The organism is Shewanella algidipiscicola, from assembly GCF_900380485.1.
Taxonomy (GTDB): Bacteria; Pseudomonadota; Gammaproteobacteria; order Enterobacterales; family Shewanellaceae; genus Shewanella; species Shewanella algidipiscicola.
In genome coordinates, this window is sequence record NZ_OXJV01000001.1 from 154,758 (window position 1) to 170,800 (window position 16,043).

The following is a 16,043-nucleotide window of genomic DNA, read 5'->3' on the forward strand; positions in this document are numbered from 1 at the left end:
CATTTAATTATGATCTGTTAAACTGCCGTAAATTTCATCATAGAGTCTTGTTGTGCTGTGTACACATTGTCATAAAACGTTTGGGGTTGATAGTTTAAAGGCTCAGCGAGGTAAAGGGGTGAACGCACAAATTCAATGTCCCCATTGCCAAGCGTGGCTGGGTAGGAGTGTGCTATTAACATTATTAAAGATTGGCAGCTTTTATCTGACCGTTGCGGTTTTGTTGGGGGGGTATTTTGCCTCAGACCTGCGTTATATCACTACACCCATAGCCGTTATCGCTACAATCACGCTATTGATAAGTCATATGATGGATCAACTAAAAGTGATGCAAGCACCCGAAATGACGCCCATAGATGACAGTACGCATAGGCAAAAGTATCGTTAACAGTTCCTGTGCCGAATCCGCTGAGGCTTATGGTGAGCAATGCCAATGGTATTATCTGATGGATCTTTCTTGCCATATTGCTGTGGTGAACGGCGCCACCACAGCGGTAAATGACTAGTCGATGACTTGTACTTGGGCTTCGAGCGCCGCCTCAACGTAATAGATACCGCCGAGGACCGCAATAAAGAAAACCGATGTCCAAAAAATCATCTTGAAATTTTCGCGTAGAAATTCCTTCATACTGTTTGTTTCCTTGCTGGAGTCGTTGAAATCTAGGTTTGGGGCGATTTCACTCAATGGTCTAATTCTAGTCAATATTGCTTAAGTCAGACTTAATTCACCACTAACAGTCAGTGATCTCGCGCATGCTTTAACGCACTGGTTTGAGCGTTAATTTTTGTTACAACTGACGGATAGACCAAGCCATTTGTTGCTTGACTTCATCGAGTCAATCCATACACTTGGTGAAAAATTTTGTCATCTCAGTTTGGAACGGCAGTTAATACCATGGCATTGGCGATGAAAGGCATAGCAAGAGGAGTAGCGATATGGCTTAGTGCTGTATTGTTCTGCTTGTCTGTCGCTGCGCCAGCTCATAGCCTAGAACATGTTGATGATGGTGCCAAAAACCATTGCACCCTCTGTATTCAAAAAATACAGCTCAACAGTCTCCTGCCAGTTAGCGACTTTAGTTTTACCCTGCCGTCACTCACCTTTGAACCTTATGTCGATAATGTATATGCGACATTGCGTTCTCACGTTAGCTATTTCCACAGTCGAGCGCCTCCCGCACGCTAGATAGTCCTATTAAATATTTTTGACTATTTCTCTCTGTCGATTGACGGCAGAGAGCTATGCCTGTTTTTTTGGAGATGTTATGACAAGCTTTAATCCCCGTATGACGGTGCTGGCAGCGGCCTGCGCCTGTGTATCAACTGTGGCAAGCGCGCAAGATGCCACTCTTTCTAATCCTGCTATCAGTGCTGTGCTCGACGGCTATTATCAAAGTGCCGAACGGCCGATGGCTGAACGCGAAGAGGGCTTTGGCCTTGGTCATACCGAACTGGCGTTAAGTGCCAATATCGATGATCTTTTTTATGGCAAGTTAACCGCGGTTTTAGAAACCCACGGCAGTGAAACTGAAGTGGGTCTGGAAGAGGCGTTTATTCAAACCTTGTCCATGCCAGCTGGGTTTTCTGTGCGTGCCGGCCGTTTCTTATCGGATGTGGGTTATTTAAATAATCAGCATGTGCATACCGATGCCTTTGCCGATCGCCCTGCGGTATATCGTGCATTCCTAGGCAGCCATTATTTCGATGATGGGGCACGACTCGACTACGTTGCGCCTACCGATCTGTACTGGACCATGGGTGTTGAAGCCTTTAAGGGAGAAAGCATGCGCGCTGAAGATGAGCATGGCGAGCGTGAATTCGACAATATTGGTGTCTATACCGCCTACACCAAGTTGGGTGGTGATATAGGGATAAGCAGTTCTTGGCAGCTGGGGTTAAGCTATTTACGTAATGAAAATGGTCGCCTAACAGCCCATGAAGCCCACGATGAAGACGTTGTAATCGAAGACAGCCACGATCACAGCCACAGCGCAATGTACACTGGTGAAAATACCTATATGGCCGATTTTGTCTATAAATGGGCACCTAAGGGTAACTACAAATACCAACACCTTACGCTCAGTGGCGAGTACTTCCAGGTGAGCGATTTTGCGCCGTTAGCGGCGCATGAGCTCGCCGATGCGCATAGCGTGGAGCATCTCCCCGATGATCAAACGGGTTGGTATGTCAGCTCTGTGTATCAATTTAACCCCAATTGGTCTGCGGGTCTGCGCTATGGTCGCGTAGATACTCAGGAGCTGCATGACGATCATTTCCATGAACAATCGCTCAAGGAAACCGAGGTCAGTTTGGCGTGGCATCATAGCCACTTCTCTACGGTGCGATTGCAATATACCCATCAAAATGGCACCAATTTTGATGGTATCGAAGATGATAACCTGATAACGCTACAATATGTTATGACATTGGGGGCTCACAGTGCGCATCAATTCTAAAGTGATTCAAGCCAGTTGCCTGACGGTCGCGTTGACGCTCAGCAGTGCTACACAAGCTGCGCTCAATGTGTTTGCCTGTGAACCCGAATACGCGGCATTAGTTCACGAGCTGGCACCAGAGGCCAATATCTACTCGGCTACCACAGCCATGCAAGATCCGCATCAAGTGCAGGCCAGACCCAGTCTGATTGCTAAGATGCGTCAGGCCGATCTGGTGGTGTGCGCCGGTGCCGATCTTGAAGTGGGTTGGTTGCCTATGTTGCAGATGAAGTCGGCGAATGCCAAGGTACGCTCAACGGATCAAGGCTTGTTTTTTGCTGCCGATCATATTGAGACCCTAGATAGGCTTGAAAGTGTCGATCGTAGCATGGGAGATGTGCATGCCAAGGGCAATCCACACCTGCATTTTGACCCAGAGCGTCTGCTCAAGGTGGCCGAGGCGTTGCACCTCAAACTGGTGCAGCTAGAGCCAGACTCGAAGACGCAGTACGATGCGGCATTGGCAGACTTTAGCGCCCGTTGGCAGGCGGCTATGTTGAAGTGGCAAGCCTTAGCAGCGCCGCTGAAGGGGCAAAAAGTGATTGCCTACCACAGTAGTTTTCGTTACCTATTTAATTGGTTAGGTATCGAGCAGGTGGGCGATCTGGAACCTAAGCCTGGCCTTGCGCCAACGACGGCGCATTTAGCCGAGCTACAACATCGTGCACAACAAGGCGATGTGATGGCCATCATAGTGGCGTCGTATCAAGATGAGCGTGGTGCTCATTGGCTTGGGGAGCGCGCCACGTTACCTGTGCAGGTATTACCTATGTCGGTTGGTGGCAATGAGGACAGCGACGATCTGTTTTCACTCTATCAAAGTGTCATCACCTTATTGTTGAGCTACAGCCAACCATAAGCTAACCCTAGCGCCTTTGTGTGTGAATGCATAGGCGCTATTAGGGTTGCATCTTTAGGTACACACCATGTTTGATTTAGATCTGTTATCCATCATATTGCCCGCCTTTGCGGCTGGTTTACTCGTGCTATCGACTCATGTAGTGCTGGGCAGCCAAGTGCTAAAGCGCGGCATTATTTTTATTGATTTGGCCATTGCTCAAGTAGCGGCGTTGGGGGCGATTATTGCTCACACTCAGCACGAGATTGAACATCTACCCTATTCTAATGTGTGGATGCCGGCGCTATTTGCGTTAATGGGAGCGGGGGTTATCGCTTGGTTATCTAAGCGAATGGCCGATGAGCTGGAAGCGATGATTGGCTGCTTTTATGTGTTATCGGCAGTCGCCGCTATGTTATTGCTTGCAAGCGATCCTCACGGCAGTGAAATGCTCAATCAGTTGATGTCGGGACAGATATTGTGGGTCAATTGGTCGCAGCTAGTATTACCAGCAATCGTGTCGTTATTGGTGTTGGGGACGATTGCCATTAAGCCTAGTTGGCTCGAGGGGGCAGGGTTTTATTTACTGTTTGCCTTAGTGATCACCTTGTCTGTGGAGCTTGTGGGGGTTTATCTAGTGTTTAGCTCGCTTATTTTGCCCGCCTTGGCAGTGAACAAATATAGCGGTAAGGCTAAGTGGGCTTGGGCCTATGTTGTAGGGGTTGCGGGTTATGGTGCAGGGCTAATATTATCGGCGAGTTTAGATCTGCCCAGCGGCGCGGCCATTGTCGCCACATTGGCGTTGAGTGCGATACTGTTTCGGCTGTTGCATGGGCTGTTTTTCGACTCTAGTTCGATTAAAAAGGTATCTGCTAATTCGTAAAACAGATAGTTATAAAGTGAGACATCTATCTAATAGGCTGATCAGGCATGATTGGCCTATTTTTTTATTTTTAAATTCAGTTTGATAGAACCCATTTTTGCCAACAAAAACCATCAAGATGAAAGTGAGATTAAATCTTCAGGCTACAGGTGTAAGTCATTTTTGCTTGCTGGTATAATGCGGCCACTAAAATCACAGGAGTATGTTGTGCTGTTAATCTTGAGGTCATTGATTTTGGCAATTATGTTATTGCTGGCGTTTGTGTTTGGTGGCTTGTACTGCTTATTGCGTCCGCGTCATCGAGATAATGTACACCTGTTTGCTACCATTTTTTCTTGGGCAGCGCCCATATTGGGTGTCAAAGTGGTATTGCGCAAATCAAAAGCTGCAATATCAGAGCCTTGTATCTATTTAGCCAATCATCAAAACAATTTTGATATGTTTACTCATACGGCTGCAGTGCCAAAAGGCACGGTGAGTTTGGGTAAAAAGAGCTTAGCGTGGATCCCCTTTTTTGGGCAGATCTACTGGTTGTCGGGTAATATTTTAATCGATCGTAAAAACCGTAATCGTGCCTTTGAAACCATGGCGCAAACGGCGCAGAAAATTAAAGAGAAGTGCCTATCTGTGTGGATTTTCCCTGAAGGCACGCGCTCGCGCGGTAAAGGGTTATTACCTTTTAAATCTGGTGCGTTTCATACCGCCATTGAAGCCGGTGTTGCTATGGTACCAGTGTTGGCTTCCAATCAAGAACACATCAAACTCAATCGCTGGAATAATGGCGTGGTGATTATTGAGGTGATGGAGCCGATTGAGACTAAAGGGCTTGCTAAGGCGCAAGTAAAAGAGCTTTCAAGTCGTATCCATGCCATGATGGCGGAAAAGTTAACCCAGTTAAACCAAGAAGCTGCGGCTCTTATGGCTAAAAAAGCCGTTTAACTGAGCCTAATTATTGTTAATTTCGGAGTGATCCATGTCTACAGAACGTCAGTTACAGGAACAGAAACAAGAGAATCAAGAGATCGTTGAGGCGATTCTTGCCGATGGTTCTGAGCCCGATGCTGAGTACACTATCGAGCACCATTTCTCAGCGACCAACTTTGATCGCCTAGAAAAGGCCGCAGTTGAAGCCTTTAAAATGGGTTACGAAGTTAACGATGCTGAAGAGATGGAGCTAGATGATGGCTCGGTTATCTTTTGTTTCGATGCAATCGCCTACCATAAGCTTGAAGTGGGATTACTCGATAAAGCCTGTGAAGAGCTGATATTGTTAGCGGCCAAGCAGAAAGTCGATTATGACGGTTGGGGCACCTACTTTATTGGTGATGAGATCGAAGACGATGAAGATGACTCAGATGAAGCACGTTTTCATTAATCAGTCGCGGCGCGTTTTGTGATAAAAAGCCCCAGTCTTTTAACGGAGACTGGGGCTTTTTAGTGTTTAGCCGCTCTTAATGTATTTCGGCCCGTGGGCGGTAGATTACGCAACGATTACGCCCAGCTTGCTTTGCTAGGTATAAGGCGCTGTCGACACTGGCTAACCACTGCGCGCTGTTATCAAACTCGGGCAGTATTTCGCAAATGCCAATACTGACAGTGACACTGATTTTGGCGTTTTCGTAACGCATCTGTGAAGCGGCGATTTTTTCACGATAGCGTTCGGCAAATTTAAGTGCATCTTCGGCGCTGGTGTTCGATAAGATCACCGAGAACTCTTCACCACCATATCGGCCTGCACAGTCGGTTTCTCGCAGTGATTGCCTTAATATGTGCGACACGTGTTGGATCACCTTGTCTCCGGCAATATGGCCGTAGGTGTCGTTGATGCGCTTAAAGTGATCAATATCGAACATCACTAAGGTGGTGGGCGAGCCATAGCGTGAATGGCGGTCAAACTCATGTTGCATGCACTGTTGCCAATGACGGCGGTTGTGTAGCTGGGATAAGCCGTCGGTTTGGCTGAGATGCTCTAGGCGTTCATTGGCCGCTTTGAGCTGTAGGCGGTTAATGGCGACATCGGTTACATCATAGATGATCATGCTGATGTGGGTTATCTGCCCTGTGAGGGAAGAGAGTGGTAGTAAGGTGACATTTTGGTACATAAAATCGGCGCGGCCAGTGATCGGCCGATAATTATTAAATTTAAACACATAGGGTCGCTGCTCCCAGCTGATAAAGGCGCGGTTTTTCAATAGAAATACCGACTCCATCTTTTGCTTTAACCAAGTGGCGGGTAGGTATTCAAATTGCTCGAACAGGTTGGCGCCTTTTATCGAATTGGGCGAGATACCGCTGTGGTTTTCCATGAAGCCGTTCCACAGTTGAATGTCGTAGTTTCGATCTAATACCACTAACCCCACCTCGATGGTTTGCACCATATCGATGAGCCAATGCAGTTCGTTCATTGTGCTTTTGTCATAGGTCATGGTGTTATCCAACTAATCTAGCAAGTAACCGAGCTTATAATTAAGCGTCGGTAACGATTCTTCAGTGAATAGCAGCAGCAGATCGCATTGAATATTGTGGCCTTCGATACGGTAATTGATCTCCATGGCTAGGGTTCTGGCCCATTTTTCGGCGTTATCATGGATAAGATCGTTCACTGTGCAATGTCTGCCAAGCACGACTGGATGGCTTTGGCTAAATTTCATGTGTAGCTGTTCGGAAATCCCGTTAAGAAATGCACCGATAAGCACGTTACCGGTATCGATCATCACTTCAATCTCAGTATTGGCATCTTCGGGGTTGGCGAGCCCCATTAATTTGGCCATGTCTTGAAATGAGGAGTCGTGAAACAGTAAGAGGGCTTCGCCAGCAATACCAGCACCAATAAATCCTTGGCATAGCGCGGAGATGGTGCCGTTTTCTTCGGTCGCCTTGAGGGTCATGGTGAGCTCACTGACCTCGAGCACGTTAACATTGGGGATCGGCAATAACACAAACACATCGAGCAACTTGGCTAACAGATCGGCCGCCCGCCCCATAGCAACGTTAGCTACCTCTTGGCAGGCGTCCCTTAGATCGACTTCGATCATTGGACTGTCGTTAATGCCATCGCCTGTGGCTATGGTTAAGATGCCATACTCTTGTAAAATATGGCTAATGGCCTCGGCGCTGACTGGTTTTTGAATAAAATCCAGAGCCCCTAAGGCTTTGACACGCTCATGTGCCTTAAGCTGAATATCACCAGAAACTACAATGACAAGGGCGGGGAGATCTTCCTTTTGAATGATCTCTAGCACCTCATAACCGTCCATAACCGGCATGTTGAGGTCAAGAAAGACCACTTCACCTTTACCGGCTCTAATGGCTTCTATGCCTTCGGCACCGTTGGCGGCGAAGTGAATGTCCACATCCCATTCTTTTGGAAGTGTTCGTGCCATCTGCTTTCTTGCGAGTGCAGAGTCATCGCATATAAGTACTGGGATCGACATGCTAGTTCTAACATCCTAATCTGCCCTTCTAATGAAGATAACACTAAAATTAGTGAGTTGTGTTGCTAAATACACTTAATGGAAAGGGCAGTTTTCTTTGGTTCATCCTAGAAACCCTAGGAGCGCCAGTGTATGACGCGATCATAAAGAAGACTCAAAGTGGTCATCAATGCGTTTAAGGGTCTACGTCTTGTTTTACCGTAAATAGCCAGCATACCATAGATAGTCGGTACTACTGATTAGGGCCTGTTGATCTTTCAAGGTTGTTTTTGCAGCGAATTGCTGGGTATTTATACAAGGCGGAAGCTTTGTAGTGTAGTTATTCTACATAAAAAGCTGAGAACGCAGTAAAAATACCCAACAAACGCTGCCCGAAGGGTTCGGCTAAAAACGTTTTACTCTTTGTTAAGTGAATTTTGCTTAGATGACTAGGCTGCAATCCACTCGCCTCGATTAAAACGTTTTTGTCTAGAACAAAATTCAACCAGCAAAGATCAACAGGCCCTAGTCATTATCGGTCACTTTGATTTAAAAAAGAAATCAAAATGTCACTTTTTGACCTACGCCAAAAAATAACCTGATGTTATCTATTTTAGATAAATGTACCAACTGTGTTAGCATCTTGGGAGGACAGACCAGTTGGTTTTTAGGAGTAAAGGAATGCAGCACCCATATGTCAATTTGACCCTAGATTCAGGCATTGCGATTGTCGAACTACACCGCCCTGAAAAATACAATGCGCTTAATTACGCCATGTTCACCTCTATTAAACGTGTGCAGCATAAAATCGCCAAAGATCCCAGTGTGCGCTGCGTTATCTTAACGGGCAGTGGCGGCAACTTTAGCTCGGGTCTCGATGTGGCAAGCGTAATGAAATCACCCAAGCAAGCGATCAAGTTACTGTTTAAGTGGTTACCAGGAAACGCCAATTTAGCTCAGCAGGTCTCCATTGGGTGGCGTCGGTTACCTGTACCTGTGATCTGCGTGTTAGAGGGGATCTGTTATGGCGGTGGACTGCAAATCGCCCTGGGAGCCGATATGCGCATTGCCAGCCCTGCGTGTCGTTTATCTATCATGGAAGCTAAATGGGGCTTAGTGCCGGATATGGCCGGTTTGGTTGGTCTGAGAGAGTTAGTATCAAAAGATGTCGCCATGCTGCTAACCATGACGGCCGATGTGATTGAGGCAAAGCAAGCCCATGAATATGGCCTACTGACTCAAGTGTGTGAGCAGCCTATGGCTCAGGCTCAAGCCTTGGCGGCCAAGTTATGTGATACCTCGCCAGATGCTAACGCGGCGATTAAGCGCAGTATTAATACTAATTGGCGCGCCAGTGAGCGCAGCTTGCTACGGCGAGAATCTATGAGTCAAATTGCACTCTTGTTGGGCAAAAATCGGCTGATCGCGGCGATTAGGCAGACCAAAGATCCACAGCGTCCCTATCGTCATCGGCAGTCTTGGTGGTAGTTCTTTTTAGTGTCTCTCGCGGTTTGGCATAGCAATGAGTCAGTGACGCGGATCACACCCCCCAGCGCTTGCAGGAGACGTCTGCTCGAGTGGCAGCTACTATCCTGCTAATTTTATTATGCTTTAGGAATGGTAGATGAGACCGCTATTTGAACGTTTTCTTTGGAATAGCCGCCTGACGGTGATCGTTGGGGTGTTTGCCTGTGTGGTTGCCGCGTTTGCGGTGTTTATCATGGGTATTAAAGATATGCTGCACATGCTCGAATTGCTGTATGCCTATGTCACTAGCGGGAGTTTAGATATCCGTAATGATTTGGTGATGGTGGTGGTTGAGATTTTAGACACCTTCTTGCTTGGTTCTGTATTACTGATATTTGCCTTTGGATTATATGAGTTGTTTATCAGTAATCTGCAGGCCGCTGAAGACAGTGTTGCGGGGGGAAAAATCTTAGTGATCAGCAGTATCGATTCATTAAAGAGCAAGCTGGGTAAAGTCATTTTGATGATGTTAATCATCAAGGTGTTTTCTTACTTTAGCGAAATGAAACCTACCTCCATGCTGGAGCTGCTCTATATGGGCATCATAGTGGTACTGGTGGCATTGGCGTTGATGCTGAGTAAAGATAAAAAGTAACTCGGCGCTAGCGCATCGTTACGGATACGCTTTTGCGATGCGCCGTGCGAAGCCATCGATCAGCGCTAAGGTATTTTGCCAAGCACTAGGTTGGTCTAAGTTAAGCGCCAATGGCTGCTGCTGATAGCGTAGCGGCTGGTTTTGCGGCGACAGCGCCCGTCGCTCAGCTGCGGTGGCGATGGCGTTTGGCGTCGCGTCTGGCGACAAAATATCTAATACCGGAATGGCCAGCTGTGCCAGTTGCTCTGCTAAGTGGGCATTGTCTTGTGCTGGGGTGAGGTAAGGATTGATCAGCACGAGTAGATCTGGCTTAGGCAATGTGCCTGCATATAACAGCTGGATCATTAATCCAGCGCTTTGATCGGTAGCGATTAACATTCGTTTACCAGGGTAGGGTTGCCCTAAGGCATCGAGCCGATCCATTATTTGAATGAACTGATTATTCTGCTGCTGTCTTAGGTTTTGCCATTCATCAGGACTCAAGTGAGGCAGACGTTGTGTAGCCTTGAGTACCAGCTGTTGTTCTCCAGCCTTGTTGATCTCCTCTGCATCAGTCTTGTGATTAATTGTTGGTGCAGCATGTGGTGCGCTTAAACTGATGGTGGCCCAGCCTTTATCATTAAGGTGGCGTCGCAGATAGGCGGTCACGCCGCTAGGATCGGCATGCTGCCCCAGATCGGCTAATAAAATGGCCGTCCCATATTGATGATGACCGCGCCAGCTGCGCACCAATGCCAAGCTGGTTTGCTCGCCCAGATCAAGCTGTGTGACTTCATTCGCGGGCAAATAGTCATAGCTTGGTTGCGCGCCTTGGCTGCATATGCTGACGAACAAAAAAGAGCAACCCCATAGTAATAGGCCGCATTTAATAACCGATCTCATAGATACCTTAAGCCTGAATCATTTTCCGGCGAGCATCATCGCATTTTTACGGTGTAAATTAAAACCGTGTCTTGTGCTGAAATGTGTTCAAACATCGCCATGCTTGTTGGGTAGCAAGCCTAGGGCCTGTTGATCTTTGCTGGTTGAATTTTGTTCGAGACAAAAACGTTTAAATCGAGGCGAGTGAATTGCAACCTAGTCATCTAAGCAAAATGCACTTCACAAAGAGTAAAACGTTTTTAGCCGAAGCCCTCGGCCAGCGTTTGTTGGTCATTTCTACTGCGTTCTCAGCTTTGTATGTAGAGTAACACCACAAAGCTTCTGCCTTGCATAAATACCCCAACAATTCGCTGTAAAAACAACCTTGCAAGATCAACAGGCCCTAGAATACAGCATAAAAAAACGCTGGATGAGCGTGTCAAACCAGCGTTTTGTTATCGTGTCTGCTTACCCTATGTGGGTTAAGCGTGACTCACCAACACCAAGCGCACGGCATCGAGTTGCAATAAACAACCATCTAAATACCCATTAAGCTCACTCATCTGTGATTTTAGGTGTTCAAGTTCCTCATCACGGATGTTGGGGTTAACGGCCTTGAGCGATTCGAGACGTTCAAGTTCGGCTGTTAGCTGACTGGTCATCTTGGCTCTAGCGCTATCGGCTAGCAGTGTTAGTTCGGCCTCGGCGTAGGTCTCACCTTTAGCAAACAAGGGATGCAAAATGGTTTGCGAGGCATTAACCAGTTTACTGGCAATGTGACGATTCACCGCACTCAGTTGTTTGTCGAAGCTTTCATAGCTGACATTATCAGACAGATTGTTGCCATTTTTATCCAGTAAAATACGCACTGGCGTTGGCGGCATATAGCGATACAACTGGCTCGATTTTGGTGCCGATGCATCTGCCATATAGATAAGCTCTAAGAAAATAGTCCCCGCAGGTAGCGCCTTGTTTTTCAAGATAGCCACGCTGGTGGTGCCCGTTTCTGAAGAGGTGATCAAATCCAGCCCGGTCTGCACTAACGGATGCTCTTGGGTTATCAGCGCAATATCATCGCGTGACAAGGCCATCTCGCGATCGAAAGTCACCGTGATACCATCTTCTGGTAGGCCTGGGTAGGTGGGAAACATCATGTGCTCACAGGGGCGCAGCACAATGGCGTTGTCGCCGCTGTCTTCCTGCTCAACTCCTATGATGTCCCATAGGCGAATAACTGAGCCGATCAGTTGAGTATCTTGGTCACGCGCCGCTAAACTTTCAACCAATTTCTTGGCTTTCTCACCGCCATGTGAGTTGATCTCCAGCAGTTTGTCACGGCCCTGTTCCATGGCTTTTTTCAGCTCTTTATAACGCGTTTGCGTATGGTTAAGTAGCTGAGTAAATTGGTCTTCATCTTGATAAACCAGCTGAGTAAGCAGCTCTTGTGAAAACTCATTAAACAGAATATGGCCAATGGGGCAGGTTTGTTCGAATGCGTTTAACCCTTTGTGGTACCAATGCATCAGGCTCTCTTGAGCGGTTCGTTCAAGGTAAGGCAGATGGATTTCGACATCGTTAGCCTGCCCAATACGGTCGAGACGGCCAATACGCTGCTCGAGTAGATCGGGGTTAAGGGGCAGATCAAACAACACCAGATGGCTAGCAAACTGGAAGTTACGTCCTTCTGAGCCAATTTCGGAGCAGATCAAGGCCTGAGCTCCGCCAGTTTCTTGAGCAAAGTAGGCGCCGGCTTTATCGCGTTCGATAATCGACATGCCTTCATGGAATACAGTCGCCTGAATACCTTCACGGGTGCGCAGCGCTTCTTCAAGGCTAAGGGCGGTTTCGGCTTGGCTGGCGATGATCAGCACTTTTTTACTGCGATGACTTTTAAGGAAATCGATTAACCAATCGACGCGCGGATCAAATTTCCACCAACTGGCGCTATCACTCTCGAAGGCCTGATACATTTTTTCAGGGCTAAGGGCTTGTTTGACCTTGTTGTTGAGATCGCTTTGGCCGCCCATCATGGCTGACACTCTTGCCGCGGTCACATATTGCTCTGGCATGCTCTGTGGGTGAGCATGAAAAATACGTGTCGGGAAGCCTTTGACCGAGGCGCGGCTGTTACGATACAGCACTCGGCCAGTGCCGTGACGGTCGAGCAGCTCTTGCAATAACTCTTCGCGTGCCGCTTGGCGCTGGTCGGCATCGAGGCTTTCATCTTCGATAAGGCGCAGGGCTGGCGTGATATCTTTTTCGCTTAACAGCTCGGTTAAGCTGGCCACGGCATCATCGGAGAGTTTCACCCCTTTGCTTAGTTGGTCGGCTGCGGTCGCGACCTCTTTGTAGCTGGCTTCTTCCTTAAGGAAGGCTTGATAATCGTAAAAACGATCGGGATCGAGCAGGCGTAAACGGGCAAAGTGACTCTGATGACCGAGTTGATCTGGAGTCGCGGTCAGCAGTAATACACCTGGCACCACTTCACTGAGGGCTTCGACAACGCGATAAGCGCGGCTTGGCGCCTCTTCGCTCCATTCTAAATGATGGGCTTCATCGACCACCATTAAGTCCCAATCGGCGTCCAAGGCTTGCTCTAAGCGTTTCTTTTTACGCAGTAGCTCTAAAGAGCAGATCACCAGCTGTTCGGTGTAAAAAGGGTTGTCGTTATCGGCGTATGCTTCGACACATCTGTCTTCATCAAACACTGAGAAGCGCAAATTAAAGCGGCGCAGCATCTCAACCAACCATTGATGGCGCAAGGTATCGGGCACGATCACTAAGATGCGCTCGGCGCGGCCAGTAAGCAGTTGTTGATGGATGATAAGGCCAGCTTCGATGGTTTTACCTAGACCCACTTCATCGGCCAGTAAGACACGCGGCGCAAAACGTTGCCCCACTTCATGGGCTATCCACTGCTGGTGCGGGATCAATCCTACACGTGGGCCTTGTAGCCCAAGTAGATCTGAGGTGGCCAGCTTATGGCGTAACAGTTGGCTCTGGTAGCGCACGCCAAAACGGTCAAGGCGATCGATTTGGCCAGCAAAGAGTCTATCTTGCGGCTTATTAAAACGAATATTGTGGTTGAGCAGGGTTTCTCGCAGGCTCACCTGTTCACCGGTTTCGCTATGGATACCGTGGTAGATGATCAGCTGGTTTTTCTCTTCGAGTTCGCTAACCGTTAAACTCCACCCTTCGTGACTCTCGATGGTATCGCCTGGATTATAAATCACACGCGTTAAGGGCGCGTCAGCTCGTGAGAACATCCGGTTTTCATCTGTGGCAGGAAACATGACGGTGACCATACGGTCTTCTAATCCAACAACAGTACCTAAACCAAGTTCTGATTCGGTATCACTAATCCAACGTTGACCTAAGGAAAAGGGCATTACAAATTCTCATCTACAGGGTGAATCACGAAAGGGCGCGTATGTTATCCAATCGGGGCTATGATGTCGAACATAAATGCCCGCCGCGCCTCAGCTTAAAAGCCTAATGGCTATCTGGTGAGAATACAAATTGTGCGATCGGTTTTTATCTGAGCGCTCTTGTCATCTTAGTGTCATCAATGGCGATCAGGCTTAGGCATGATGAGTAGGGCTCTGCGGGATAAATTATCGATTGATGCCTTAAGATTTTGGTGTCAGTATGAAGTGACATCGGCGCTTTTTGGGTCGGTAAAGTCCAGCCTATTCATCACAGGAGATGCTTAATTATCGCAGCATGTGCTTAGTCTAAATTAACCCCAACGCACAAGTGGAGGCGCCCATGGAACAAGACGACAAGAAGTTGTTTGTACTGGATACCAATGTGTTACTACACGAGCCTTTAGCGATTTATTCGTTTAAAGAGCATGATGTAGTTGTCCCCATGACCGTTCTGGAAGAGCTCGACCAGATCAAAGACAGAAAGCGTGATGTGAGCCGAGATGCTCGAGTCGCTATCAGGGCGCTAGAAGATATTCTTGGGGGGCAAATCACCCCAGAACAGATAGTACAAGGGGTCGCGTTACCTAAACGCGAAAGTCATGGCGACGCCGTTGGTTCTCTCTCTATTTTCCCCGATCATCAACTGCAATCTACCCTGCTGTCGTTGCCTGGCGATAATAACGACAACCTCATCATTAACACCGCATTACACCTACAAAAACTGCATCATCCTCGAAAAGTGGTGCTGGTCACCAAAGATATCAATATGCGTCTTAAGGCCAAAGGCGCGGGAATTATGCTGGTGGAGGATTATCGTACCGATCAGCTGATCGATGATATTCGCTTTCTCACCAAAGGGTTTCATCAATTCGATGGTGATTTTTGGGCCCGCAAAGAGCATGTTAATACCGAAATTCAGGGGCGTCATACGGTTCATCGTGTGCCGCTTGGTGAAGTGGGAGATGAGAATTACTACGTTAATCAATATCTCATCGATGAGGAGTCTAACTTTTGTGGTCGAGTACTGTGTAATGATGGCAACGAGCTGGAGATCCTCGATCTGGGGCGCGATCGCTTATTGCACCTCGATGCCTGGGGGATCAAACCGAAAAATATCTACCAAGGCATGGCGCTACAAGCCTTGCTCGATCCCGATATCGATCTGGTGATCTTAACCGGCCCCGCCGGTTGCGGTAAGACGCTGCTGGCCATGGCGGCGGCACTGGAGATGGTGGTCGAACGCGGTTTATATGACAAGGTCATTGTTACCCGTAACACCCCTGAAATTGCCGAGTCGATAGGCTTCTTACCGGGTACCGAAGAGGAAAAAATGGCGCCTTGGCTTGCCGCCATTACCGATACCCTCGAGGTGCTACATAAAAATGATGTGAACCCCAGCGGTAGCATGAACTACATCATGGATAAGGCCAATATCCAATTTAAATCGATTAACTTTATGCGTGGACGGTCGATTCAAAATTCGGTGGTATTACTCGATGAGTGCCAAAACCTGACCGCATCACAAATTAAAACCATGATCACTCGGATGGGAGAAGGCACTAAGCTGATCTGCAGCGGTAATTTGGCTCAGATCGATTCGAACTACTTAACGGCGGTGACCTCAGGATTAACTTATATTGTGGAGCGATTTAAAAACTTTGATGGCAGTGCCAATGTCTATCTTAACGGTGTGGTGCGTTCACGTTTAGCCGAGTTTGCCGAGGAAAATTTATAATCCCAGTGATGTGAGATATAAGGGGATTATGGTGCGCCGAGCCTGTCGACGCGCCTTATCTCTTATTGGATGAATATAAGTTCGCCTTATGGCGCCAGTTGGCTCGTCGGCGTGACATCCTTGTTATGATGATTAGCATGGCCGTGTTAGCTGTTTTTGCTCGCAATGGCTGATATTGCTTTTACAAGAATGCCCGTCGTTTAGCATGTTTTAGCGGCTCTCAAGCGGGTGAGTCTTGTCGTCATCAAGCGTTAAACTTGCCTTATCG

Annotated in this window: 15 protein-coding genes; 10 read left to right on the forward strand and 5 right to left on the reverse strand. The window is 47.7% G+C overall.

All coding sequences use genetic code 11. The annotated features are described in order from the left end of the window. Positions 1-356: 356 nt before the first annotated feature. Positions 357-506 (forward strand): hypothetical protein, encoded by a 150-nt coding sequence (locus DN599_RS18595; protein ID WP_162599127.1) that lies wholly within the window; start codon positions 357-359, stop codon positions 504-506. On the opposite strand, the gene DN599_RS19030 is transcribed toward DN599_RS18595, so the two are convergent. Next, a complete protein-coding gene (locus tag DN599_RS19030; RefSeq protein WP_259650878.1) occupies positions 503-628 on the reverse strand; it encodes a hypothetical protein in 126 nt (41 codons plus the stop codon). The genes DN599_RS18595 and DN599_RS19030 overlap by 4 nt on opposite strands. Positions 629-907: 279 nt before the next feature. Between DN599_RS19030 and DN599_RS00705 the strand changes: the two genes are divergently transcribed. The 6 genes from DN599_RS00705 to rraB all read left to right on the forward strand — a co-directional run bounded on the left by DN599_RS00705 (position 908) and on the right by rraB (position 5,591). Continuing rightward, positions 908-1,186: an ABC-type zinc uptake system zinc chaperone gene (locus DN599_RS00705; protein ID WP_110456744.1), complete on the forward strand. Its 279-nt coding sequence runs from the start codon at positions 908-910 to the stop codon at positions 1,184-1,186. Between the two features lie 79 nt (positions 1,187-1,265). Continuing rightward, positions 1,266-2,456: a hypothetical protein gene (locus DN599_RS00710; protein ID WP_110455746.1), complete on the forward strand. Its 1,191-nt coding sequence runs from the start codon at positions 1,266-1,268 to the stop codon at positions 2,454-2,456. After that, the gene (locus DN599_RS00715) at positions 2,440-3,354 is read left to right on the forward strand and encodes a metal ABC transporter solute-binding protein, Zn/Mn family (protein ID WP_110455747.1); all 915 of its coding nucleotides are present in this window, start codon (positions 2,440-2,442) and stop codon (positions 3,352-3,354) included. Before DN599_RS00710 ends, DN599_RS00715 begins: the two co-directional genes overlap by 17 nt. 67 nt (positions 3,355-3,421) lie before the next feature. Then, positions 3,422-4,216, forward strand: a complete 795-nt coding sequence (locus DN599_RS00720; RefSeq protein ID WP_110455748.1) for a metal ABC transporter permease — start codon at positions 3,422-3,424, stop codon at positions 4,214-4,216. Positions 4,217-4,423: 207 nt separating this feature from the next. Beyond that, complete coding sequence (locus DN599_RS00725) at positions 4,424-5,155, forward strand: 1-acylglycerol-3-phosphate O-acyltransferase (RefSeq protein WP_110456745.1); 732 nt, start codon at positions 4,424-4,426, stop codon at positions 5,153-5,155. Between the two features lie 34 nt (positions 5,156-5,189). Beyond that, complete coding sequence (gene rraB / locus DN599_RS00730) at positions 5,190-5,591, forward strand: ribonuclease E inhibitor RraB (protein ID WP_110455749.1); 402 nt, start codon at positions 5,190-5,192, stop codon at positions 5,589-5,591. Positions 5,592-5,667: 76 nt separating this feature from the next. Here the strand turns inward: rraB and DN599_RS00735 are convergent, their stop codons facing one another. Beyond that, positions 5,668-6,642 carry a GGDEF domain-containing protein gene (locus DN599_RS00735; protein ID WP_110455750.1) on the reverse strand — a complete coding sequence of 325 codons (975 nt, stop codon included), beginning with the start codon at positions 6,640-6,642 and terminating at the stop codon, positions 5,668-5,670. Positions 6,643-6,654: 12 nt separating this feature from the next. Further along, positions 6,655-7,650 carry a response regulator gene (locus DN599_RS00740; RefSeq protein WP_110455751.1) on the reverse strand — a complete coding sequence of 332 codons (996 nt, stop codon included), beginning with the start codon at positions 7,648-7,650 and terminating at the stop codon, positions 6,655-6,657. 660 nt (positions 7,651-8,310) lie between these two features. On the opposite strand from DN599_RS00740, the gene DN599_RS00750 reads away from it, so the two are divergent. Together DN599_RS00750 and DN599_RS00755 are read left to right on the forward strand one after the other, a co-directional pair. Next, on the forward strand, positions 8,311-9,117 hold the full coding sequence (locus DN599_RS00750; protein ID WP_110455752.1) for a crotonase/enoyl-CoA hydratase family protein: 807 nt from the start codon (positions 8,311-8,313) through the stop codon (positions 9,115-9,117). Positions 9,118-9,253: 136 nt separating this feature from the next. Then, positions 9,254-9,751: a YqhA family protein gene (locus DN599_RS00755; RefSeq protein ID WP_110455753.1), complete on the forward strand. Its 498-nt coding sequence runs from the start codon at positions 9,254-9,256 to the stop codon at positions 9,749-9,751. 18 nt (positions 9,752-9,769) lie between these two features. Here DN599_RS00755 and DN599_RS00760 read toward each other — a convergent pair whose 3' ends face one another. Together DN599_RS00760 and rapA are read right to left on the reverse strand one after the other, a co-directional pair. Further along, the gene (locus DN599_RS00760) at positions 9,770-10,585 is read right to left on the reverse strand and encodes a DUF3530 family protein (RefSeq protein ID WP_162599128.1); all 816 of its coding nucleotides are present in this window, start codon (positions 10,583-10,585) and stop codon (positions 9,770-9,772) included. A 509-nt stretch (positions 10,586-11,094) separates the two neighbouring features. Beyond that, complete coding sequence (rapA, locus tag DN599_RS00765; protein WP_110455755.1) at positions 11,095-14,001, reverse strand: RNA polymerase-associated protein RapA; 2,907 nt, start codon at positions 13,999-14,001, stop codon at positions 11,095-11,097. 379 nt (positions 14,002-14,380) lie between these two features. Here rapA and DN599_RS00770 point away from each other — a divergent pair, with 379 nt between their 5' ends. Beyond that, positions 14,381-15,775 carry a PhoH family protein gene (locus tag DN599_RS00770; protein WP_110455756.1) on the forward strand — a complete coding sequence of 465 codons (1,395 nt, stop codon included), beginning with the start codon at positions 14,381-14,383 and terminating at the stop codon, positions 15,773-15,775. The last annotated feature ends 268 nt before the right edge of the window (positions 15,776-16,043 follow it).